General features: G+C 55.4%; 20 protein-coding genes, 1 pseudogene and 1 riboswitch. Of the genes and pseudogenes, 9 read left to right on the top strand and 12 right to left on the bottom strand.

Annotated elements, in window-relative coordinates; translation table 11 throughout:
- The first annotated feature begins 19 nt into the window (after positions 1–19).
- Positions 20–1510 carry a UxaA family hydrolase gene (locus GSF01_RS16030; RefSeq protein WP_159885751.1) on the top strand — a complete coding sequence of 497 codons (1491 nt, stop codon included), beginning with the start codon at positions 20–22 and terminating at the stop codon, positions 1508–1510.
- 551 nt (positions 1511–2061) lie between these two features.
- On the opposite strand, the gene GSF01_RS30375 is transcribed toward GSF01_RS16030, so the two are convergent.
- The 5 genes from GSF01_RS30375 to GSF01_RS16005 all read right to left on the bottom strand — a co-directional run bounded on the left by GSF01_RS30375 (position 2062) and on the right by GSF01_RS16005 (position 7574).
- Positions 2062–2940: an IS3 family transposase gene (locus GSF01_RS30375; protein ID WP_159885749.1), complete on the bottom strand. Its 879-nt coding sequence runs from the start codon at positions 2938–2940 to the stop codon at positions 2062–2064.
- A 38-nt stretch (positions 2941–2978) separates the two neighbouring features.
- A complete protein-coding gene (locus GSF01_RS16020; RefSeq protein ID WP_159885747.1) occupies positions 2979–3302 on the bottom strand; it encodes a transposase in 324 nt (107 codons plus the stop codon).
- Positions 3303–3966: 664 nt separating this feature from the next.
- Positions 3967–4845, bottom strand: coding sequence for an ABC transporter permease (locus tag GSF01_RS16015; protein WP_159885745.1), 879 nt, complete (start codon positions 4843–4845; stop codon positions 3967–3969).
- A 54-nt stretch (positions 4846–4899) separates the two neighbouring features.
- Complete coding sequence (locus tag GSF01_RS16010) at positions 4900–6024, bottom strand: ABC transporter permease (RefSeq protein ID WP_159885743.1); 1125 nt, start codon at positions 6022–6024, stop codon at positions 4900–4902.
- Complete coding sequence (locus GSF01_RS16005) at positions 6012–7574, bottom strand: ABC transporter substrate-binding protein (RefSeq protein WP_235941545.1); 1563 nt, start codon at positions 7572–7574, stop codon at positions 6012–6014. The genes GSF01_RS16010 and GSF01_RS16005 overlap by 13 nt, the downstream gene beginning before the upstream one ends.
- A 146-nt stretch (positions 7575–7720) precedes the next feature.
- Positions 7721–7912: riboswitch (cobalamin riboswitch) on the top strand.
- A gap of 188 nt (positions 7913–8100) precedes the next feature.
- Here GSF01_RS16005 and GSF01_RS16000 point away from each other — a divergent pair.
- From GSF01_RS16000 to GSF01_RS15985, 4 genes and pseudogenes are all read left to right on the top strand, one after another.
- On the top strand, positions 8101–8868 hold the full coding sequence (locus GSF01_RS16000) for an energy-coupling factor ABC transporter permease (protein ID WP_159885739.1): 768 nt from the start codon (positions 8101–8103) through the stop codon (positions 8866–8868).
- Positions 8865–9137 (top strand): annotated as a pseudogene (locus GSF01_RS15995) (energy-coupling factor ABC transporter substrate-binding protein); the annotation flags it as partial. The gene GSF01_RS16000 and the pseudogene GSF01_RS15995, both read left to right, overlap by 4 nt.
- Positions 9138–9223: 86 nt before the next feature.
- Entirely contained in the window at positions 9224–9985 is a 762-nt protein-coding gene (gene cbiQ, locus GSF01_RS15990; RefSeq protein WP_159885735.1) for a cobalt ECF transporter T component CbiQ, read from the top strand.
- Complete coding sequence (locus GSF01_RS15985; RefSeq protein WP_159885733.1) at positions 9982–10818, top strand: energy-coupling factor ABC transporter ATP-binding protein; 837 nt, start codon at positions 9982–9984, stop codon at positions 10816–10818. The genes cbiQ and GSF01_RS15985 overlap by 4 nt, the downstream gene beginning before the upstream one ends.
- 419 nt (positions 10819–11237) lie before the next feature.
- Here the strand turns inward: GSF01_RS15985 and GSF01_RS15980 are convergent, their stop codons facing one another.
- Both GSF01_RS15980 and GSF01_RS15975 read right to left on the bottom strand, forming a co-directional pair.
- Positions 11238–12653, bottom strand: a complete 1416-nt coding sequence (locus GSF01_RS15980) for an MDR family MFS transporter (RefSeq protein ID WP_235941536.1) — start codon at positions 12651–12653, stop codon at positions 11238–11240.
- A 275-nt stretch (positions 12654–12928) separates the two neighbouring features.
- Positions 12929–13687, bottom strand: coding sequence for a polysaccharide deacetylase family protein (locus GSF01_RS15975; protein WP_159885731.1), 759 nt, complete (start codon positions 13685–13687; stop codon positions 12929–12931).
- Between the two features lie 142 nt (positions 13688–13829).
- On the opposite strand from GSF01_RS15975, the gene GSF01_RS15970 reads away from it, so the two are divergent.
- The 4 genes from GSF01_RS15970 (at position 13830) to GSF01_RS15955 (ending at position 17987) form a co-directional block, all read left to right on the top strand.
- The gene (locus GSF01_RS15970; RefSeq protein ID WP_159885729.1) at positions 13830–14966 is read left to right on the top strand and encodes a hypothetical protein; all 1137 of its coding nucleotides are present in this window, start codon (positions 13830–13832) and stop codon (positions 14964–14966) included.
- A 160-nt stretch (positions 14967–15126) separates the two neighbouring features.
- Complete coding sequence (locus GSF01_RS15965; RefSeq protein ID WP_159885727.1) at positions 15127–15663, top strand: RNA polymerase sigma factor; 537 nt, start codon at positions 15127–15129, stop codon at positions 15661–15663.
- Positions 15660–17033, top strand: a complete 1374-nt coding sequence (locus GSF01_RS15960) for a DUF4179 domain-containing protein (RefSeq protein ID WP_159885725.1) — start codon at positions 15660–15662, stop codon at positions 17031–17033. Before GSF01_RS15965 ends, GSF01_RS15960 begins: the two co-directional genes overlap by 4 nt.
- Before the next feature lie 93 nt (positions 17034–17126).
- The gene (locus tag GSF01_RS15955; RefSeq protein ID WP_159885723.1) at positions 17127–17987 is read left to right on the top strand and encodes a VOC family protein; all 861 of its coding nucleotides are present in this window, start codon (positions 17127–17129) and stop codon (positions 17985–17987) included.
- Between the two features lie 119 nt (positions 17988–18106).
- On the opposite strand, the gene GSF01_RS15950 is transcribed toward GSF01_RS15955, so the two are convergent.
- The 5 genes from GSF01_RS15950 to GSF01_RS15930 all read right to left on the bottom strand — a co-directional run bounded on the left by GSF01_RS15950 (position 18107) and on the right by GSF01_RS15930 (position 21664).
- Positions 18107–18712: an alpha/beta hydrolase gene (locus GSF01_RS15950; RefSeq protein ID WP_201305410.1), complete on the bottom strand. Its 606-nt coding sequence runs from the start codon at positions 18710–18712 to the stop codon at positions 18107–18109.
- Positions 18709–19659 carry a ring-cleaving dioxygenase gene (locus tag GSF01_RS15945; protein WP_159885721.1) on the bottom strand — a complete coding sequence of 317 codons (951 nt, stop codon included), beginning with the start codon at positions 19657–19659 and terminating at the stop codon, positions 18709–18711. Before GSF01_RS15945 ends, GSF01_RS15950 begins: the two co-directional genes overlap by 4 nt.
- A gap of 95 nt (positions 19660–19754) precedes the next feature.
- Positions 19755–20153 (bottom strand): DoxX family protein, encoded by a 399-nt coding sequence (locus tag GSF01_RS15940; RefSeq protein ID WP_159885719.1) that lies wholly within the window; start codon positions 20151–20153, stop codon positions 19755–19757.
- Positions 20154–20227: 74 nt separating this feature from the next.
- Positions 20228–20680: a MarR family winged helix-turn-helix transcriptional regulator gene (locus GSF01_RS15935; RefSeq protein WP_159885717.1), complete on the bottom strand. Its 453-nt coding sequence runs from the start codon at positions 20678–20680 to the stop codon at positions 20228–20230.
- A gap of 261 nt (positions 20681–20941) precedes the next feature.
- Complete coding sequence (locus GSF01_RS15930; protein ID WP_159885715.1) at positions 20942–21664, bottom strand: YheC/YheD family protein; 723 nt, start codon at positions 21662–21664, stop codon at positions 20942–20944.
- Positions 21665–21747: the final 83 nt, after the last annotated feature.

Raw genomic sequence — 21747 nt, 5'->3', positions numbered from 1 at the left:
CACAAGAGGAGGAGTCGGCATGAAGGAAATCATTCATATACATCCCGGAGATAATGTTGCCGTAGCCTTGAGAGATTATAAGCAAGGGGAGCACGCCGTCGTCGGGGACAAGGAGGTCACGTTGCTCGAGGATGTGGCTCGGGGCCACAAGATCGCGCTTGTACCGATTGTCCCAGGGGAGCATGTGGTCAAGTATGGGTATCCGATCGGCCACGCTACGGAGGCGATCCCCCCAGGCGGGCATGTGCATACCCACAACACCCGAACCAACCTGACCGGCGTGGAGGCTTACAGCTACGAGCCCAAGCTCGCACCTAATCCATTCGCCGATGAACAGCTGACCTTCCAGGGCTATCGCCGGCAAAATGGCGAGGTAGGCATTCGCAACGAGCTGTGGATCGTCCCTACGGTCGGCTGTGTGAACGGAGTCGCCGATCAGATCATGTCTGCCTTTCAAGCGGAGGTCGGCAGCATCGAGCCGTTCGACAACACCTTGGTGCTGAAGCACAACTATGGCTGCTCCCAGCTCGGAGATGATCATGTGCATACGCGGACGATGCTGGCGAACGCCGTCAAGCATCCGAACGCCGCCGGCGTGCTGGTACTGGGACTAGGCTGCGAGAACAACAACTTGGCTGAATTCCGGGAGGCTCTTGGCGAATATGACAGCAGCCGAGTCAAGTTCCTGCTGTCCCAGGACGTATCCGACGAAGTAGCGGAGGGCGTCCGGCTGTTGAAGGACCTTCATGCCGCTGCCCAGGGCGACCGGCGGGAGACCGTGCCGTTATCCGAGCTCAAGATCGGGCTGAAATGCGGCGGCTCCGACGGGCTGTCGGGCATCACGGCCAACCCGCTGCTTGGCCAGTTGTCCGATTTTATGGCAGCACAGGGGGGCAGCACGATCTTGACCGAGGTGCCGGAGATGTTCGGGGCGGAGACGATCCTGATGGAGCGGGCGGCGAGCGAGGAAATCTTCGAGCAAATTGTCAAGCTGATCAATGATTTCAAGCAGTATTTTCTTGATCATCGCCAGCCTGTTTATGAAAATCCGTCTCCGGGCAACAAGGCAGGCGGCATCACCACCTTGGAGGACAAGTCGCTGGGCTGCACGCAAAAGTCCGGCACGTCCGTCATCAACGGCGTATTGAATTACGGGGATCGGTTGCAGACCAAAGGTCTTAACCTGCTCAGCGCGCCGGGCAACGACCTGGTCGCCTCCTCGGCGCTGGCTGCGGCCGGCTGTCAGCTTGTTATATTTACGACCGGGAGAGGCACGCCGTTTGGCACCTTCGTCCCGACGATGAAGGTATCCACGAACTCCGCGCTGTACCGGGCCAAGCCGCACTGGATCGATTTCAATGCCGGAGCGCTCGTCGAGGACGTGGAGCCGGAGGACATACTGCGATGCTTTATCGCCTACATCATCAGCATCGCCAGCGGCGAGTGGGTGAACAATGAGAAGAGTCATTTCCGTGAAATCGCTATTTTCAAAACAGGGGTCACCTTGTAACAGGCTATCGTAGTCGTAGGTTAACGTGTTATCCCGGAAGGGATGCAGACCGGGCAGAGCCGTCCTCGCAGGCGCAGTCATTCCGTGACGGGTAGGCGGCTCTCTGCTAGGTTTAGCAGCCCCTTCCCCTTTCCCAGTAGAACGTACCCGAAGTAACGTTACGTGTCTCCTATACCTGCATGGGTATCGGGATCGGCTAACGGACATGACGTACCCTTAGCGGTCTCAAGCGCCCGCAAAACCAAGAAATTGTCGCTCTAACGGTCCAATATGAGGCTGTCGATTCATTGTGGACGACAGCGCAGTTAAGTAAAGGCTGATCGTAACGGACACCACAGTCGCTATTTCACAAAAATGCGGCCTCTTCAAATTGTAACGGACACAGACGACCTTACTTACGTCAAAATCGCATAGAATGGGCGGAAATGCACCAAATAGCGTCATCTGAGTCCGTTAGATTTTCAATATCGCGAAAATGCTGCAAATAGAGACTCTGAGCGGATTAACCCCCTAAATTTGGACACTACCGCCTTCAATCTTGTGCTATCGCACTAAAGCGCAATTTGTTTTGGTGTTATCATCCCATCGGATACGAGCCGTAGATATTCTTTTGGTGGCCAATCTTGAAGACTGCCATGAATGCGATCGTTATTGTAATATCGAATAAACCGATCTACTTCTCTAAAAGCTTCCTCATAAGTTTCAAAGCAATTCCGCTGGTAACATTCCCTTTCCAAAATACTGTGAAAGGATTCGATGAAGGCATTCTTGTTTGGCGTTTGGTTTGGAATTCGCTCATGCTCAATGCCAGCCTGTTCGCAGAAGGCGTAGAAGGCCTTGCTGACGAACTGAGGGCCGTTATCGGTTCGAAGAACGGGATGATTCCCTTGCCGGTATGCCGCGCGTTTCAGAAGCGCCTTTTGGACGATTCGTAAAATGTCCTGAGTACTACAAACTTTACCTCGATGATGCGCGACAATGCTCCGGTCAAACACGTCGATGATGCTTGCCAGGTAAAAATGCCGCCGTTTACCAGCCACATACCCATACTTAATGTCCAGCTGCCAAAGTTGATTGGGGCCGTTCACAACACGATTGTTAGCTACCTTTTTGGGTACGGGATTCGTCCTCTCCCGTTGCGGAGCGAGGATGCCCAGCTCTTTGCAGAGCCGGTAAACTTTTTTCTTGTTAATGACTAACTTATATTTTCGCCTTAAAAGGACCGTGAGTTTCCGGTAGCCGGCTGCAGCATGTGGACCTCTGATTAGACTTCTAAGGTATCCTTTGATCCGGGCATCCAAAACAACGGATCCGTTTTTATCGTAAGAGTGTCCTGGAATAGGACGGCCCTTACCTGCGGGCTGTTGACGCTCCGGATGCCGAAGGCGGTAGTAGTAAGTGGAACGGGGGACTCCGCACAGACGCAGCACCGTACGAACCGGATATCCCTCCCCGATCCAATAGGAGGCTACTTCCAGTCGGGATACTTTTTTTTAACCAGATCTCTGAGGATGCTGTTCTCCAGTTCCTTCTGGCCCAGTAGTTTCATCGCTTCGTCGTATTTCTTTTCAAGCTCTTTGAACTTGGCTGCATCCTGCTTGGTTTTTTCCTCTTCATCACGTTTCTTTACCATAAGGTCGCCCACCTCATCCTGATATTGACGAACCCAGGTGCTAAGCGTTTTAGGAGCCATGCCATACTTTCGGGCTACCACCTCTGTACGGTAGCCGGAGAGTACCTCTACTACGAGCTCCTTTTTGGCTTGAACCGGGCATCTAAACCGTCTTTTCATGGATATTTCCCCCACCCCTCTAGTGTATATGAAGGTGATTAGGAATGTCCAAATGGATTAGGGGGCTATATAGCTCAGAGTCTCTATTTGCAGCATTTTTGCGATATTGAAAATCTAACGGACTCAGATGACGCTATTTGGTGCATTTCTGCCCATTCTATGCGGTTTTGACGTAAGTAAGGTCGTCTGTGTCCGTTACAATTTGAACAGGCCTCATTTTTGTGAAATAGCGACTGTGGTGTCCGTAATGATCAGCCTTTACTTAACTGCGCTGCCGTCCACAATGAATCGACAGCCTCCAACATGTCCGTTAGCCTTAACCCCGCCACCGCTCCTATGTTGCTCCATGATGACATGACTTTCAGATCGCTCTACTAGCAGCCACTTTCGGTTGCCTGCCTCGCCTTGCCTTTACCTTTCTTCACCTTTCTTTACTTTCTTTTAGCCTTTATCTTCTTATGCCTTACTTTACCTTTACCTTACTTTATTTTACCTTACTTTATTTTACCTTACTTTATTTCACCTTACTTTATTTCACCTTACTTTATTTCACCTTACTTTATTTCACCTTCTATTACTTTACCTCGCTTTACCTTGCCTTCCCTCATCCGCTCACAGCCGGGCGACATGCCCGCCGCCAGTCCCTCGGGGAACCATCCCGCCCTTATTCATGCGCCCGCTTAGGATCGACGAGCAGACGCAGATTATCGCCCAGACGGTCGAAACAGCGGACGACCAGAAGCAGGCATAAGCCCGGGAACAACGCCAGCCACCACATGCCGGTCGACAGGTAGCGCATCGACTCCGACAGAATGATGCCGATGGCCGGTTCATGCGGGGACAAGCCCATCCCGACAAAGGTCACGGCGGCCTCGTGCAGGATCGCATGCGGGATAATCAGGACAAGTCCGACCAGCAGCTGCGGCACCAGATGGGGCAGGATATGCCGCGTTCCGATCCATATCCGGGAACGGCCCAGATGGCGGGAAATCTGCACGTATTCGGCTGACCGCAGCTGAAGCACCTCGGAGCGGATCAGACGCGAGAGACTGGGCCAGTGCGTCAGCGCCACGCCCACGATAACTCCCTTGGCCCCGCCCCCCAGCACGAAGGCAATCAAAATAAGCGTGACCAGATGCGGCACACTTAGAAACAGATCGATCAGCCAAGTGACGATCCGGTCCGCCGTTTTCCCCATCGTAGCCGCGGCCAGCCCAAGCAGCGCAGCGATGACCACGCTGACGGAGCCTGCAGCCAAGCCGACCTGAAGACTGAGCGCAAGTCCCTTGAGCGTGCGCGTCAGCATGTCCCGACCGAGCCAGTCCGTGCCGAAAGGATGAGCCAGAGTCGGCGCGAGATTGCGGAGCTCAAGCCGAGAGGCAAGCTGCGCGCTGTCCGCAAGCTGCGCCCCCAGCGCGAACAGCGCCAGCAAGCCGGCGGCGAAGACGGCGGATAGCAAAGCACGCTGTCGCCGGTGCAGCCGCCATGCGCCATCGGCCCGTCCGGAAGACGGGGACGCCGGGGAGCCAGTCGTTGAGTTCATAGCGCGCCTCCTTCAAGTTTTCGGCAGGAAATTCGGATTTACCAAACCCTGCCCTCAAATTCTCGGATCGATCAGACGGTAAGTCAGATCAGCCAGCAGATTGCCCACATAGACGAATACTGCGCTGAACAGCACGATGCCGAGCAGCAGTGGCACGTCTCCCCTCAGCCCCGCTTCGACCGTAGCCTGGCCGAGACCCGGATAGGAAAACACCTGCTCGGCAAGCACGGCCCCGCCGAACAGCTCCGAGAATGAAGTGAACTGCAGCGTCACGGCAGGCAAGGCCACATTGCGCAGCCCATGACGCCAGAATAGCGTAAAGCCTCTCTCCCCCCGCGCCCTCGCGAACAACATATAATCGCTGTCCATGACCTGGATCAGCTTCTGCCTCGTGTGCAAAGCAATGCTTGAAATGCCGACCACGCTCAAGGTGAGCGCGGGCAGCAGCATATGCCGGATGCGGTCGCCGAGCGTCACCTGGTCGGCCAGTACGCCTGCAGGCACGCCAAGACCTACCGGGAGCCATCCCAGCCAGACGGCGAAGATGAGCAGCAGCAGCAAGCCGAGCCAGAAGGTCGGCGTAGAGGCCAGCGTATAGCAGTACCAGCGGATGATTCGGTCGATCCACGTGTCCTTCCGCATCGCGGCCAGCGCGCCTGCGGCGAAGCCGACCAGACCGGACAGCAGCCATGCGGTCAGCATCAAGGTCAGCGAAGCGGCGAATCGCTCTCCGATCACCTCCAGCACCGGCCTCCGGTAGATCATGGACTCGCCGAAGTCGCCGCGTATGAGGGCCGACGCCCATCTGGCGTAACGCTCGAGCGGCGGACGATCCAGCCCCCAATAGACGGCTATCGCCTCCCGCTGCTCGGGTCCAACCTTCAGCAGATCGGCGCCTACGTAGGCTTGAACCGGATCGATCGGGGAATGCTCCACCAGTGCGAACGAAATTGAGCTGACGGCCGCAAGCAGCAGCACAAGCCCGATGCTCTTGCGCAGCAGGTACGACGGCCAGACCGCCAACAAGCGCGTGCGTCCTCTCCCTTGTACGGCGGCTTGTCCCGCTATCGATCCGGCGGACGGCTCCGCTGCCTCGCGCTGAAGCCCGCTGCCGCTGAGGCTTGTGCTTGTGCGCTCCTCCGCCTTTCCGTCTGCCGGGCTCCGTTTTACTTCGTCCATCGCCATTCCTCAAGGTTATCCGTCACCGGCCAGCCGTGACCGTGGGGATGAATCGGCTGCTTGCCGATATCCAGTCCCTCTTTCACGAGGTATAGGTGGTCCAGATTCACCAGCCATGCCCATGGCGCGTCCCCTTTGGCGCTAAGGCCCGTGCTCCCGTCCCACTGAGCCTTTTTCCAGTAATCCATCGCTTCCTTCTCGGTCTTCGCCCGAAGCGCTTTATTCATATAATCCTCTACCGTATCATTGCGGTAATAGCCCGGATTGTAGTACTCCACGCCCTGATACTTGGCGCTGTACACATGATACATCTCAAGCGGATCGTGGCTGCCCCAGCCGAATAGAACGGGACTCGCATGCATCTGCTTCTCCAGCTCGTCCCAGCTCTTGCCTTCCGCCTTAATCTGAATGCCTAGCGGCTTCAGCATATCCGCAACCGCGATCGCAAGCGACTGCCGAGTCACATCGCTTGCCGGATAGAGCAGCTTGAACTCGGCCTTCAACGCGCCCCTCTCTCGGATGCCGTCGCCGTCCGTATCCTTCCAGCCGTCTTGCTCCAGCAGCTTTTTCGCGCCTTCCATATCCGCATCCCGGATGACGGATTCCGGATTAAACCAGGGCAGCCCGTCGTTCACCGTATAGGCAGGAGTTCCGTGACCCTCGAGCACCCCTTCCACGATCGCCTTGCGGTCGAGCGCCATATTGACCGCCTTGCGGATCGCCGGCTCTGCCGTTACATCGTTGCCGATCGGGACCCCTTCCTTCGCCTGGCCCCCCGCTTTGATATAAGGAAACATAATGCCGCGGTTATCGACCGAGCGCGCCGCTTCCAAACGCATCCCCGCAACAGGCTGCTTGCTGAAAGCCGCCGGGATATAGGAGATATCGACCTTGCCCGCCTTGGCTGCCGCATAAGCCGCATCCTCGTTCAAGAACAAAAACGTCAGCTTTTTGAAATACGGCTTGCTGCCGTAATAATCGGGATTCGCTTCCACGATAGCTTGCTGTCCCTTATCCCATTGCACAAGCTTGTAAGGACCCGAGCCGATAGGCTTCGACGCATAATCCTTGCCGTGCGCGTGCCTCGGCACTATGCCGGTCGCCACCAGCATTTGGACGAAGGTCGACTGCGGCTCCTTCAAATGAAACCTGATCGTGTGCTCATCCACGACTTCCGTTGACTTCAGATTACTCAAGTCGATGGCCGATCCGCTTTTCCCTGCAGCCTCGAACGTATATTGAACATCGTCCGCCGTGACGTTTATTCCATCGGAGAACTTTGCGTCCTTTCGCAGCTTCACCGTCCATATCGTACCGTCCTCGTTCAATTCATAGCTTGTCGCCAGATCGTAGCCGATCTTGAGCTCGCTATCGCGCTTTAGCAGAGTACTCTGAAAAAGCGGCGAGCCATAACGTCCCCAGCCTGTCGTCGGATCGAATCCCGCTTCCGGCTCTCCGCCTACGGCGAGAATCAGCTCCTCCTTCGGAGCGCTCGAAGCTTCTTCCGGAGCACTCGACGTACATCCGGCCAGCCCGACCGTCAGGATCATTCCTAGACAAGCCCACTTGCGCAATCGTTCCTTCACTCGCTTCACTCGCTTCCCTCTCCCTTTAACTCCTGCAGTAGCATGAAACATCAAAATAGTAACACAAGCAATAGACAAAGTCACTAGATTGTGTTATGTTTCGTTTAAATTCGCTTTACACAGAGTCAGGTGCCTTTGCTAGCCGCAAAGGGTAACAGGGAATCGGGTGCAACTCCCGAGCGGTCCCGCCACTGTAACCGGAAAGCTTTCTCTCACCAGTCACTTGGACGTTAGTCCGGGGAAGACGGGAGAACGCGCTTGATCCGGGAGCCAGGAGACCTACCTAGACTCTGCACACCCGGTTACCTTCGCGGAAAGGAGAGGTGTACGAGCCACGAAATAACGATCATGCCTGTGATCGTTTGTTTAGGTGTACTTCGTACCTGCAGCCAATCCACGCCGGATTGGCTTATTTGCGTTCATACCGTTCATACGGGCCAGGCTGGAGTAGTAGAAGTCAGATGTTACATTTCGAAATGGAGGAACACCCATGAAAGTCAAGAGGCTAGCCCGTACGCTGCTTCTCATCGCAGGCATGGTCCTGTACTTTATCGTCAACGAGCCCCAAACCGTAAAGGCAATGCACATTATGGAGGGTTTCCTTCCCCTCGGCTGGGCGATATTCTGGTGGGCGGCCTTTCTTCCCTTCTTCCTTCTGGGCTTGCGCAGGCTGATCCGGATAACGAAGGAAACGCCGGAGCTGAAGCTGATGCTCGGACTTGCCGGTGCCTTCACGTTCGTCCTCTCGGCTCTGAAAATCCCGTCCGTCACCGGCAGCAGCTCGCATCCGACGGGGACCGGCCTCGGCGCCGTGATGTTCGGCCCGCTGCCGATGAGCGTGATCGGCTCGATCGTGCTGTTGTTCCAGGCTGTGCTGCTCGCGCACGGAGGGCTGACCACGCTCGGAGCCAATGCCTTCTCTATGGCCGTCGCCGGCCCGTTTGCCGGCTATGCCGCCTACCGCTGGCTGATGGCGTCCACAGGCAAGCAGAAGCTGGCTATTTTCATGGCCGCCGCTCTGGCCGATCTTAGCACGTACATGGTCACTTCGCTGCAATTAGCGGTTGCCTTTCCGGCAGAGAGCGGAGGGTTTCTTGTATCGCTTGCCAAGTTCGGCGGCATCTTTGCCTTCACCCAAGTCCCCCTCGCGATCAGCGAGGGACTCCTCACCGTGCTGATCTGGAATTGGCTTCAAGCCCAAGGCGCGGAGGAGCTGTCGCTGCTCCGGCGAGCGATGAAAGGAGGTCGTTCCCGATGAAAAGAAGCACACAGAATCTATGGATCCTGTTCGCCGTCGTGCTGCTGACCGTCATCCCGCTGCTGTTCGTAAACGGCGAGTTCGGCGGCGCCGACGGTGAAGCGGAGGAGTTGATCGGCACCCTGGCCCCTTCCTATGAACCGTGGTTCTCACCTTGGTTCGAGCCTCCGGCCGAGACCGAAAGCATGCTGTTCGCGCTGCAGGCCGCTATCGGGGCCGGCATGATCGGTTATGTGTTCGGCCTGCTGAGAGGCAGGTCATCCAAGGAGGGCAGCGCAGGCAAGGCAGCAAGCTCGGGGACAGCCGTCACCGGCAAAGGCAGCAAGAAGCGCCAAGACTCCGTTCCCGGCTCCTCATGATCCGCCGGATCGACGCTTACGCGTACAGCAATAAGCTGCATCCCGTCTCTCCACTCTGGAAGAGCGGGTTCGCGGCTGCGCTATTTGCCTTGTCGTATGTCGGTCATCCCTGGGTTCAGACCGCCATCTTCGGCTGGATGCTTGTCTGGATCGTCGGCCACGCCGGGATTCCCCTCAAGTTCTATGCAGGCCTGCTCGCTCTCTCGCTGCTGTTCTATGCGGCCAGCCTGCCGGCACTTGTCCTTGAGCTGAACGGTACCGCAGGCACCCTGTACGTATCCGAGGCCGGGATCGACCGGGCAGCCGATCTGCTGTGCCGTACCGCAGCCTGTTTTGCGGTCCTCGCCTTCCTCGTCCTAACCACGCCGGTCACCGGCTTGCTGCAGGTGCTGGATAAGCTGCGTGTGCCGGGGCTGGTTATCGAGCTGGTGCTGATTACTTACCGCTTTATTTTCTTGTTTGCCGACTCGGCCCTGGAGCTCTATCGGGCGCAGCGTGCGCGAGGCGGCCAGATCGGCTTTCGCGGCCGCATCCGCGACACGGCTATACTGGCCGGACGCTTGTTCGTGCAAGCCATTCAGCGCTATCGGGGGCTTGCGCACGGCCTGGCGGCGCGCGGCTTTACCGGAGATATTCGGCTTTCTCCTTGTACGAGCAGCGACCGTCCTATGCCCCGCGCTTACCTCTGGGAGGCGGGCGTTGGGCTTGCCGCCCTACTGGCTTTGCAGGGCTGGCTGCTTTGGAGGGAGGCCCTATGAGCTCTATACTGGAAACCCGCAAGCTCGTCCACCGCTATCCGGGCGCGGAGCTCCCCGCCCTTGACCGCCTGGATCTTCAGCTTCCCGCCGGTAAGAAAACCGCGATCTGCGGGCATAACGGATCAGGCAAATCCACCTTCTTCCTGCAAGCAATCGGTCTGCTCCGGCCAAGCTCCGGCGAAGTCCTCTGGCGCGGAGCACCGCTTGCCTACAGTGCTAAGGAGCTGAAGCGGCTGCGGCAGCAGGTCGGTCTCGTCTTCCAGGATCCCGAGCATCAGCTGATCCTCCATACGCCGTATGAGGATATTGGCTATGGACTGCGCAATGCCGGCCTTCTCGAGTCCGATATCCGGGAACGCACCGTGCAGACGCTCGCATCCCTCGGCCTGGAAACGATTGCCCATCGGCCCATCCATGAGCTGAGCCTGGGACAGAAAAAACGCGTATCTCTGGCAGGCGTCCTCGCGCTTCAGCCCGAGCTGCTGCTGCTCGACGAGCCGACTGCCTACCTGGATAGGCAGTCAGAGCGGCTCTTGCTCTCGGAGCTGGACCGTATTCACAGCAGCGGCGTTACTGTCGCGATGGCTACGCATGACATGAATCTCGCCTATGCCTGGGCAGACTGGGTGCTTCTGCTGGAAGGGGGCCGCTGTCTGCTCGCTGGAACGCCTGCCGACGTATTTGCCCAGACGGAGCTGTTGCTCGCGCTCGGCTTGGAGCCGCCGCTGCTGCTCGACGTCTGGCGGGCGCTGCCCGCCCAGGTTCGAAGCAGCGCCCGGCCTCCCCGCGATGCGGAGGAGCTGAAGCGGCTGCTTGCCGGATGGCGGCCTTAGCGGCTTAACGATTGTCGGCCTACTCGATCAATCTCAGCCCCCATTCCAGGACGGAAACATGCCAACGTGCAGTTTTTTTACATAAACGGCATTCCATAGAGGGAAATTCCACCAAGCATGCAGGAATTTCATGCAATATTTCCCCTGAACAACGGGTTAAGCGGAAAATAGATGCACGTTTGCAGGAGTTTTACTTGGTGGTCAATCATAAGACAAAAAAGATGTACAGCTGCAGGTTTGCACCACATGATGGATGTTTCCGATCAAGATCTAGCCGAATGTTATCCTCTTAATTTCAATCTATCTAGCAGGCCCCGGCAGTTCGCCGGAGAAGCCCAAACACCCCTGCCTTACCCGGTTGCCTTAAGCAGGCAGCCTGTACATGAGGCAGGGGTATTTATTTGGCGAAGCTAAGCGGGTCAGCTCTTCTGCATCGCCGCCATCTTGCGGGAGGAGGGGAGAAACATCACGGTCGCCAGATTCAGCAGCGCGATAACAAAGATAGCCGCGAACACCGCCTGCATTCCCGAGGCCATCTCGGCCTTGGTGTGCGTGATCAGGTGGCTGTTGAACAGCACCCCGAAGATGGCAACGCCGACCGTCTGTCCGAGCGACCGCATCAGCGAGTTGGTCGATGTAGCGGTGCCGCGCAGCTCCCAGCCGACGACGGACTGAATCAGAACCGTCTGCGGGGTGGACAGGCAGCCCATGCCGAAGCCGATGATCGTGAGGATGGCCGTCATCGACCAGAAGGGCGACTCGATGTGAAGCGACATGAGCCAGATCCCTCCAAGCAGCACCAGCAGCGAGCCGAACACGATGAACTTCTTGGCTCCCGACCGATACATCAGCTTGCCGGCCAGATTGGAGGCTATCGGCCAAGCAATCGACATCGACATGACCATCAAGCCCGAGCTTGTGGCACTGTAGCCCAGCAGGGTCTGGATCCACATCGGCGCATAAATCGTCGTTCCTGTAGAGATCGAGAAAGCGAGAAAACCGCTAAGATTGGACACGTTCATGACCCCATTGCGGAACAAGTCCAGCGGGATCATAGGCTCCTCTACCCGGCTCTCGATGCGAACGAAGACCAGCAATGCAACCGCGGCCACGCCAAACAGCAGCCAAATGACCGGGGAATTCCACGGCAGACTTTCCCCTCCGCTAAGCAGTGCGTACAGCAGAGCCGAGATGCCCAGGGTGAACGCAGCAGCGCCCGCATAGTCGATGCGCTTGCGCTGCTTCTCGAAGCGCTCGTGCATAAATCCCAGCACCAATACGAGCGACACGATACCAATCGGGATATTCATATAAAATATCCAGCGCCACGATAAATAATCGACGAAGTATCCGCCCACGAGCGGCCCAAGCAGCCCGGCGACCGACCATACCGAAGCGAACAAGCCCTGCATCCGCCCCCGCTCCTCGCCCGGGAACAAATCCCCGATAATGGTGAAGGTAACCGGCGTAAGCGCACCGGCTCCTATCCCTTGCAGAGCCCGGAACCAGATCAGGCCTACCATCGATTCGGCCATGCCGCAAAGGACGGAGGCCAGTACGAATATGACGAGGCCGGTAATAAAAACCGACTTTCTTCCATACAAATCGGCGAGCTTGCCGAAGATCGGCGTCGCCACACAGGTTGTCAACGTATAGATCGAAAATACCCAAGTGATCATGGAAAGTCCGCTCAGCTCCTCGATCATATGGGGCGTCGCCGTACTGACCACCGTCACATCCAACGCTCCGATAAACAAAGCAGCCAATAATCCGAGGGTTACCATCTTCCGGTTCGTTTCTTTCCCCGGCTGTCTTTCCGGTTCGTTTCTTTCCATCTTCATTCTCCTGTCCGCAACTCCCGGTTACTAAACCTTATAAGTTCTTCATTCTATTAATGAATGATTGCCATGCTAGCAAACCTTCTGGCTGTTGTCAATACAGATCACAGAGCCGGTCTAGGGCGGCCATCATAGACGAATTTGCTTGTCAGAGCGGCCAGCCTAATCATTTAAACTCGCGGAAGGATGTGTAAGCCCTTTCTTAACACAGCGAAGCAACCACCCGATCCGCCTCGTCCTGCTTTGGCGGCGAATCGACCGGTTGGGTCTTCTTATTTTTCAACAGTCGTCGATTTCCGGTAAGTCAGCAGCTCGCTAACCGTCACGAACCGGTACCCCCGGGCCTGCAGCTCCGGCAATATTTGCTTCAAGGCCTCCACCGTCTGAGTTCGGCCTTCGACATGATCATGGAACAAGACGATATCCCCGTTATGGGCATGATCCAGCACTTTTTTCACAATTTTGTTCACGCCCGGCGTATTCCAATCCTCCGTATCCTGATGCCAGGACCACATCACGACCAGATAGCCGGCTTTTTTGGCAGCGCGGACTACGCGTTCACTGTAATAGCCGCCCGGAGGACGAAATAGCTTCGTCTTCTGTCCCGTCACATCCGCAATGGCATGCTCGGCCTTCGAGAGCTGCTCCTCGATCTTGCTTTCGGATATTTTTTTTGTGAAATACATGTGGCTGTACGTATGATTCGCGATTTCATGTCCTTCTCGCATTTCCCGTTTCACCAGCTCAGGAAATTGTTCCACCCGTTTTCCGATCACGAAGAAGGTTGCTTTCGCATCATATTGCTTGAGCAGATCGAGAATGGCCGGAGTATCCGTCTCATCAGGACCGTCATCGAAGGTCAGCGCAATTACCTTCTCCTCGCTGGGCACCTCCCAGACAATCTCGCCACGTTCCTCAAAATAAGCACGTCCGTTCGTCGGATTACGCGGCGCAGCCTCCGCTGCCGAAGGGCAAACCGTGATCATCAGGACCATGATTAAGAGCAAGCTTCCATATAAACGCCATCTCATGCGTACACCCTCCTTTAACAATAACATGTAGGATGGACTTGTCCGTGCCGTTTTATGTTTCCCTATAATATCCGCTCATGAATCAGGTGCAGGGTACGCAACCTGTACATCGTAAGCATACCTATACAATGGGGGAACTGGGATGGGACGCACATCTGGATGGCTGATCAGACTGGCAGCCTTGATTTTGCTTATAGCCGTTACCGAATCGACCACACGGGCCGCAGCCGGGCCCGATGCTGTCTTGATCATGAAGTCATCCGCCGACTCCGTCAGGGAATCCCGGCTGTCTTTGGATGCTCCGCGCATCCTTCGCTCCATTCGAACAGCGCCCGCTCAGCAGGCTGATGCCTCGCACCTACAGGCGGGAGACAGCTACCTGAAGCTGGTTAGCAAAGGACAAGAAAACACGTATCTGCTGACTCGGAACGGCAGCCTCTACGACGAACAGACGAATCAGCTGCTTGTTCCCGACTCCAAAGCGAGGGCATACCTGAGGGAACAGGCCGGCAAGCTACGAGACTCGCATTATGGCGCCATTGTACCGTGGGGGCAAGTAAGGACCCTTCTTCCCAGGCTAGAGAAGTTCGCCATAACCGACATCGAAACCGGACTTTCCTTTCACGTGCAGCGAAGAGCGGGGAATCAGCATGCGGACGTACAGCCGCTCACCAAAGCCGATACCGCCATCATGAAACGAATCTATCAGGGCACGTGGAGCTGGAATCGAAGGGCCGTGCTGGTGCAAGGCAAGGACGGAAGACCGCTCGCTGCCTCGATGGCCGGGATGCCGCATGGCGGAGACGGAATCCCCGATAACGATTTTTCCGGACATTTCTGTCTTCATTTTCTCGGGAGCTCCACCCACCGCTCCCGTCAGGTCGACCCTGAGCATCAATTGATGGTCTATAAGGCCGGGGGAAGGCTGCAGGAGTACCTGGAGCAAGCCGGACCTGACGAGATCGTGGACACTTATCTCGCGGCCGTCCACCTTAAGGACTCCCAACTGCTTAAGCTGAGTTTGGGCAGCCTGAAGCATCGGGAGCTGGACTCCACTCTGCTATGGATGAAGGAGCTGTCTTCGATCCGCCGCATCCCTGCCAAGGGGAAAGGCGGGCATAAGCGGATTACAGGAGCCGATCCGCTGGCCATCGACCTTTCCATTCCCGTGGATCTGGTGCGCAAGGGGCATCGTCCGGAGCGGAAAACCTTTGTTTTCCGGCTCCGACGACTATCCCCAGCCGATGGCTGGTATATGGAATCGGTAGACAGAGACTAACTGTGGTATTGCCCCCAATTCGAGGGAACCATCTTACACGGATGGTTCCCTATTTGTGCACCTTTTTTAGAGAGGGCCTGAAACTTTCTTTTCGCCTTCATCGAACTATTTTCGATATCAAAGCGTATTTACTTTGAATACAGGAACGGAGGACCATGCAGTGAAGGAATACTCAATCTCGGAAGAGCAATCCCGAGCCCTATTTGAAGAGCACGCTCCGTATGTGTACGGGATTGCCCGGATGATGACGAAGTCAGCCGTGCTGGCTGATGACATTACTCAGGATACCTTTCTCCGTGCCTATAAGAAATTCCATCTCTATGACCCAGCCAAGCCCTTGCGCCCGTGGCTTTACCGGATCACCTTGAATATGGTGCGAAGCACGCTTCGCAAGCAGCGCTGGCTTAGCTTGCTGGGCCAGATACCTGTTGAAGCCGGATCGGATACCGTCGAAGATCTGATCATGAAATCCGAAAGCGAGCGGGAATTATGGCAGCTGGTCGACAGGCTATCCTCCAAGAGAAGAGAGGTTATCATTCTCGTGTACTACGTTGGTTTGCCTTTGCGGGAGGCCGCTTCCCTGCTTAACATTCGTCCGGGGACCTGCAAATCGAGGCTTCATGCTGCATTACAGCAGTTAAGACAGAGTGAGGCGGAGAGCTATCAGCTCTCCTCTATTAAGGAGGGGCTTAAATGACCTTGCGAACCGACTCGAAGGGAAAAGAACCCGGATTTACAGAAAAAATGGAACCACCCAAAGCCGTTCAGAACAGGATTCGCCAGCTAACCCCTTCCTTTACGTTCGAGGAGCTGTGGCAGCTTCACCAGAGAGCGGCGGCTAAGCAGGATAGTCCTTCCGATCTCCGGCGAGCGAGCACCCGAAAAAAATGGGTCCTGGCGGGCCAGGCTGCCGTTCTGTGTGTAATATTGCTTGGGGGAATCAGCTTCTATTATCCAACGTTAGGCAATGCCCTAAAGAAAGTTTTTTTTATCGAGCTGTTTTACAAAAAAGTCGGCACCGGGATAAACAACGGATTAGCTCGGATCGAGCCGAACAATCTGAGTACCCCAATCAACCTATCGGTTACGGACCAGAATATACGATTGAATGTTGCCGATGTCTTCTATGATGGGGCACAGTTTGTGATTAATTATGAGGTTGATTATCTCAAACAGACTACTATTATTAGTAAAGACGAAGCCGCCATTTATTACAACTATGAGTTTGTCAAAGCTCGCCCAACGATGATTGGCACTCATGAATTTACCATAACGGGGGACCATAGCTTTGTAGGAACAACGGTATTTAATGTTGGCACACTGCCGGAGGAGCCCTTGCTGAACATCGTGATCCGCCAGATCGGAGCTACCCAGGGAAATTGGGATGTCACGGTGCCGCTAACGGTTGAAAAAAGCGCGCCCTTGACCAAAATAGTCCGTCCTCAGATCGCCGCTTCGAGTGGAGATAAAGCTTTTTTCGTTGAACAGCTTATGCTGACTCCTGTTACCACTCAAGTCGTCGTCCATAAAGATCCGGACTCGAACCTGTCGTTTAAGCTGGAGGACGATCTGGAAACCCCTTTCTCGCACGGTGGAAGTGTTGGAGGCCGAATGAACTTCGGTCCTCCGTCCGAGCTTAACCCGAAGCCTGCATATGTAACGCTGGTAGTCAGGGATATGGAAGCCGAAGCATCCAATACCGTGACACAGCGTGAGGAATATGCCAACGCCGACCAAGTGCCGGTCACCTTAAAGGGGGATCAGGGAGGAACGGTTACCATAACCCAGGTTCAATATTCGGAGAATTCCACGGTCGTTTTTTACGAAGCAAGTCATGCGGCGGCACAGATTCCATTTCTTATGTTCGAGGACTCGGCGGGTGAACGATACATTCCCACCAAGGAAGCCGTGCGTATATCCAAGGATTCTTTTTCTTACCGGATAGAATATCCCAAGCTCTCCCCCGCGCCCGGATTAAAGTTTTTGATAAGCGTGAACGAGTTTGCAAGGGAACGGAAGAAGCCGGTTAAGATCAAGATTCCGATCGATTGGGAGGCAACAGAGTGAGGACAGGAACGGTTTCGGAGAACGGAAATTTGACAGCACATAATAACCAATATATATTTAATTACAAATAGTAACTAAAGGAGCGTCTATCGTATGTCCCCTTCCTTACCTTATGATCTTAAGCTCGGACCTGTTAAGCTTAAGGTTTCCGATTTGTCCCGTTCCTTAGCGTTCTATAGGGAAGTAGTCGGCCTGGGACTGCTTCAAACGGGCGAGGGCATCGTTCATCTGACCGCCGACGGCCATACGCCGCTGGTCATCCTGGAGGAGCTGGCGGATGCGCAGGTAACTCCTCGGCGTTCTGTGGCCGGGCTGTATCATTTTGCTATTCTGCTCCCGAGCCGGAAGGATCTGGGCGCTGCTCTGCATAATCTCATCCGGGCAGGCATTCATATCGGCCAAGCGGATCATCTTGTCAGCGAGGCGCTGTACATTGCCGATCCCGATCATAACGGGATCGAAATCTATTGTGATCGCCCCCGCGACACATGGCGGCGCGATGCGCAGGGTAACTACATCATGGCTACCGACCCTATCGATTGGGATGGCCTGCTGGCTTTGGCCCAAGATGTGGAGTGGGAGGGCTTGCCGCCGGGAACGACGATGGGGCATATTCATTTCCACGTTCAAAGCTTGCAAAAATCCAAACACTTTTATTGCGAGGTACTGGGCTTCGATATCGCGGCGGATGTCAGCTCCCGCGGGGCGCTGTTCGTATCGGCCGGAGGCTACCACCATCATATCGGCCTGAACATCTGGGCGGGTGAGAATGCCCCGCTTCCGGCTGCGAATGCAACCGGATTGGCGTATTATACCGTCGCCTTCCCGGATTCCTCTTCCTTGCAGCAAGCACTCGGCCGGCTTCGCAGCGAGGCCGTCCCGATCTCCGAGAAGCCGGATGGCTTCTATGCGGTCGATCCTTCGGGCATTACCTTGCGTATGGTCTCCGCTTAACCGAGCAGTCTATCAGCAACCACGAAAAGGGGCTGTCCCTAGAAGCAAAACCTCTGCTTGTCAGCAAAGTGTCTGCTTTCTTAGGGACAGCCCCTGACTATTTCTCCTTGAAGCAGCTGTTACAACTGGTCCCGAAACCAATCCGCAGCCGCTGCGACCTCGCTAGCCGTCAACTGATGCCCGAAGCGCTCCCAGTGAACGTCTACCGCAGCCCCGGCCTCGGTTAGCATCCATTGCAGCTCCTCTGTCTCCTCGGCCGAACATATCGGATCGTTGCTGCCTGCTCCGATAAAGATCGGCGTGCCGCTCAAGTCCGGAAGCGCCAGACCCCGCCGCGGCACCATCGGATGATGAAGAATAGCTGCCCGAAGCGCCTGCGGATGATGGAAGAGCAGGCTCCCCGCCAGATTGGCCCCGTTGGAGTAGCCTACCGCTACCAGATTGCGGCGGTCCAGCCCATACTGAACGGCGGCTTCATCAAGGAAATCATAGACCTCCTTCGTGCGGAAAATCAGATCCTCCTCATCGAATACGCCTTCCGCCAGCCTTCGAAAAAAACGGGGCATCCCGTTCTCCAGCACATTCCCCCTCAAGCTAAGAACGGAGGATTCCGGAGAAATCCGTTTTGCCAGCGGCAGCAGATCCTGCTCCGTGCCTCCCGTACCGTGGAAAAGAACAAGCGTAGGCGCATCGGGCCGGATGCCTTGCTCAAAAATATGCTTCACTCGGATTCTCCCTCCAATACTCTCACTTGAATCGGCTGCAGGTTCGCTTCGATCTGGGAGCGATGCTTCTCGTACCATTCCGGCAGCATCAGCTTCTCCCCTAAGCGCTCCGCCTGCTCATCCGTAGCAAATCCTGGCGGGTCTGTCGCAATTTCAAACAAAATACCGCCGCCTTCCCTGAAATAAATCGCATTGAAATACTGGCGGTCGATAATTTGCGTCGGACGGTAACCCTGCTCCATCACGAATTGCTGCCATCGAACATGATCATCGAAATCTTTGGCGCGCCAGGCGATATGATGCACGGTCCCGGCTCCGCCCACTCCCCATTCCATACGGGACAGCGGTACGTCGATGATGTTCCCGATATCGCCAGGGGCCTGGAACCGGGCATAATCTGCGTCCTCTCCCACCTTATCAAGCCCCAGCGTCCGCTGCAGCGCAGCCATCGTGCTTGGCGGATTGACACTGTACAGCACCGCTCCTCCAAATCCCTTGATCGCCTGATCCGCCGATATACCGTCCCATGACCAACTGCTGGGCTCTCCCGCCTCGCGCTCGACGAGCTCCAGACGCAAGCCCTCATTATCCGAGAATTGCACATACGGTTCCCCGAACCGGGTCGCTCTCTCTATCGTAATCCCGAATCGCTTCAGACGAGCTTCCCAGAAGTCCAGCGAACCGGGCGGCACGACATAAGAGGTGATCCCTACCTGGCCTCCTCCGATCCGGCCCCGAGACGACCCTGGCGCTGGAAAAAAGGTGATGATCGTGCCGGGGCTTCCGGACTCGTTGCCGAAATACAAGTGATACACTTCCGGAGCATCGAAATTAATCGTTTTCTTCACCAGCCGAAGGCCGAGGATACCGGCGTAAAAGTCAACGTTGGCTTGAGGATCGCGGGCAAATGCCGTAATGTGATGAATGCCTGCCGTTTGCTGAGACATCGTAAAGTTCCTCCTTTGGGAGTCCGGCAATCCTTCGCCGGAGCTAGCTCCTTTATATTGTTTTACCCCGTAGCTTTATTTATTTGAACCCGAGATTATTTCAGCAGTGCGTCCAGCGAAATGTCTCCCGCTCCGGTCAAGGCGACTCCAACAACCACAGCAATAAGAACAAGCGGATATTCGTATCCGTTAGCCGTTGCCCAAGGTCCGTTCTTGCCATGCACCTTGGCGATGGCTCCCAGCATAGTCAGCGCAAGGAGCACCGCAGCAAGCGGAGTAAACAGTCCGGCGGTAAACAACGCTCCTCCGACAAGCTCCATCAATCCCGCCAGGACGGCCATTGCTACGCCCGGCTTGATCCCGATCGACTCCATCCAGCCTCCGGTGCCTTTCGGACCGTAACCGCCAAACCAGCCGAATAATTTCTGAGCGCCATGCCCTACAAACAACAGCCCCACTACCACACGTATTAGGAACAATCCAACTTCCATCATGTTCTTCATCCTCCATTTGTTTTAATTTAATATTCTTGAATTAAAGATAATAATCAAAAAAATATCCCGCGGCACTAGTTGTCATGCTCCGCACCTTTCCCCCACTTCTTAAGCAGCTCAATTACTTCACGCTTCTCCTCCAGCGACAGTCCCCGGGCTAAGCTATGAATAGTAGAGGTGTGCTTGGGAAAAATAAGGTCAAACTGTTCCCGGCCTTTCGCCGTTATGTCTGCATAGATGACCCTTCGATCTTCCTCGCAAGGGATGCGCTTCAGAAAGCCCTTCTTCTCCAGCTTGTCGACATTGTAGGTGATGCTTCCGCTTGTTACTAACACCTTCTCGCCGATCTGCTGTAAAGGAATCCGCCCCTTGGTGTACAGCACCTCGAGTATCATAAATTCGGAGGGTGACAAGCCATATTGCTTCATATCCTTCACTGCCCGGTCCATAACCGTCTTGTAAGCCTTGGATAGAACTACGAAAGCTTTAAGGGAAGCCGCATGATCCTCGTCGATTCGACCCGTCATCTTGTTCACCTCCTGTTTATCTTTGATTTCATTATCTTGGTTTAAAGATACATCATTCGGCGGCGGCCGTCAATAGTCTCCGCTAACGACCAGCCTCCCGGAAATTAACAATGTCCCATTAGCACGTTGACTGAAATAAAAAGCATCTGCTACTCCTTTCATGTTGTAAGCCGCAACATAAAAGGAATAGACAGATGCAGAATAAGCACATCTATGAATTGGCGATTCAGCCGATTCAGCTATGGGCAACGGCGGCTTGGGTCATCTGGCGTACCGCATGATTTTACGGAACATCCGCTTATCGGCAAGCGCTTTGAAGATGTACTTGTCGGGCTTCGTATTGACTTCTATGATCCAGGGCTTCATCCCCTTATCCATCCCTATATCCAGTCCATAGGCCCGGAAGCGGGGGAAAATACCGCTCAAATGTCCGCTTGTCCGGAGGGCCAACGCTTTCAGCCGTCCCATGTAGGGGCCTTGCTTCGCTCGGGGGATGTACGGGGCCACCAGATCGTTCACCGGCATCGGCCTGCCGCCGTTATGGTAATTCGTCACGACTTTATGAGGCCGGGCCAGCCTTCCCATCATACCCGTCACCTCCCACTTGCGACTCGGACTGCGCTGCACCATGATGCGCAGATCGAAAGGCCGATCCTGATAGCGGAGCAGAGGGATGCCTTTTTGCACCAGGTAAGTTTTCTTACGGGCCACTCTGGCAAAGTGGGCATACGCCCCGTCAAAGGACTTGAACGTCCGGCTTTCCGTGCCGCCCTGGAGCCGATAGCCGCGGGCTGCGCGAGAAAGCTTATATATACCGAAGCCCCCGGTACCGAGGTTTGGTTTCAAATATACCTCTCCATATGCCGCCAGCATGCTCCGTACATTTGCTTTCTCCGCACGCTTCGTTGGAGGCAGGTGGACGGCTAACTCCCTGCGCTTCAGCAGCGCACGGTATTTGCCCAGCTTGTTATTCCCGTAAACCAAGCCCATCATCTCCCGTCGGTCCTGTATTCAGACCCTTTAGTTATATGATGGTCACCCGGTTTCGGTTTGGGCTTTTGTCCCGC

It is taken from the genome of Paenibacillus puerhi, assembly GCF_009846885.1.
GTDB classification, from domain to species: domain Bacteria; phylum Bacillota; class Bacilli; order Paenibacillales; family NBRC-103111; genus Paenibacillus_G; species Paenibacillus_G puerhi.
This window is presented reverse-complemented; position numbering and strand designations above follow the sequence as displayed.

Bases quoted from the DNA above. Each gene is read 5' to 3' on its own strand.
- GSF01_RS16030 (WP_159885751.1), top strand. From the start codon at position 20: ATGAAGGAAATCATTCATATACATCCCGGAGATAATGTTGCCGTAGCC.
- GSF01_RS16020 (WP_159885747.1), bottom strand. From the start codon at position 3,302: ATGAAAAGACGGTTTAGATGCCCGGTTCAAGCCAAAAAGGAGCTCGTA.
- GSF01_RS16015 (WP_159885745.1), bottom strand. From the start codon at position 4,845: ATGAACTCAACGACTGGCTCCCCGGCGTCCCCGTCTTCCGGACGGGCC.
- GSF01_RS16010 (WP_159885743.1), bottom strand. From the start codon at position 6,024: ATGGACGAAGTAAAACGGAGCCCGGCAGACGGAAAGGCGGAGGAGCGC.
- GSF01_RS16005 (WP_235941545.1), bottom strand. From the start codon at position 7,574: ATGATCCTGACGGTCGGGCTGGCCGGATGTACGTCGAGTGCTCCGGAA.
- GSF01_RS16000 (WP_159885739.1), top strand. From the start codon at position 8,101: ATGAAAGTCAAGAGGCTAGCCCGTACGCTGCTTCTCATCGCAGGCATG.
- cbiQ (WP_159885735.1), top strand. From the start codon at position 9,224: ATGATCCGCCGGATCGACGCTTACGCGTACAGCAATAAGCTGCATCCC.
- GSF01_RS15985 (WP_159885733.1), top strand. From the start codon at position 9,982: ATGAGCTCTATACTGGAAACCCGCAAGCTCGTCCACCGCTATCCGGGC.
- GSF01_RS15980 (WP_235941536.1), bottom strand. From the start codon at position 12,653: ATGGAAAGAAACGAACCGGAAAGACAGCCGGGGAAAGAAACGAACCGG.
- GSF01_RS15975 (WP_159885731.1), bottom strand. From the start codon at position 13,687: ATGAGATGGCGTTTATATGGAAGCTTGCTCTTAATCATGGTCCTGATG.
- GSF01_RS15970 (WP_159885729.1), top strand. From the start codon at position 13,830: ATGGGACGCACATCTGGATGGCTGATCAGACTGGCAGCCTTGATTTTG.
- GSF01_RS15960 (WP_159885725.1), top strand. From the start codon at position 15,660: ATGACCTTGCGAACCGACTCGAAGGGAAAAGAACCCGGATTTACAGAA.
- GSF01_RS15955 (WP_159885723.1), top strand. From the start codon at position 17,127: ATGTCCCCTTCCTTACCTTATGATCTTAAGCTCGGACCTGTTAAGCTT.
- GSF01_RS15945 (WP_159885721.1), bottom strand. From the start codon at position 19,659: ATGTCTCAGCAAACGGCAGGCATTCATCACATTACGGCATTTGCCCGC.
- GSF01_RS15940 (WP_159885719.1), bottom strand. From the start codon at position 20,153: ATGATGGAAGTTGGATTGTTCCTAATACGTGTGGTAGTGGGGCTGTTG.
- GSF01_RS15935 (WP_159885717.1), bottom strand. From the start codon at position 20,680: ATGACGGGTCGAATCGACGAGGATCATGCGGCTTCCCTTAAAGCTTTC.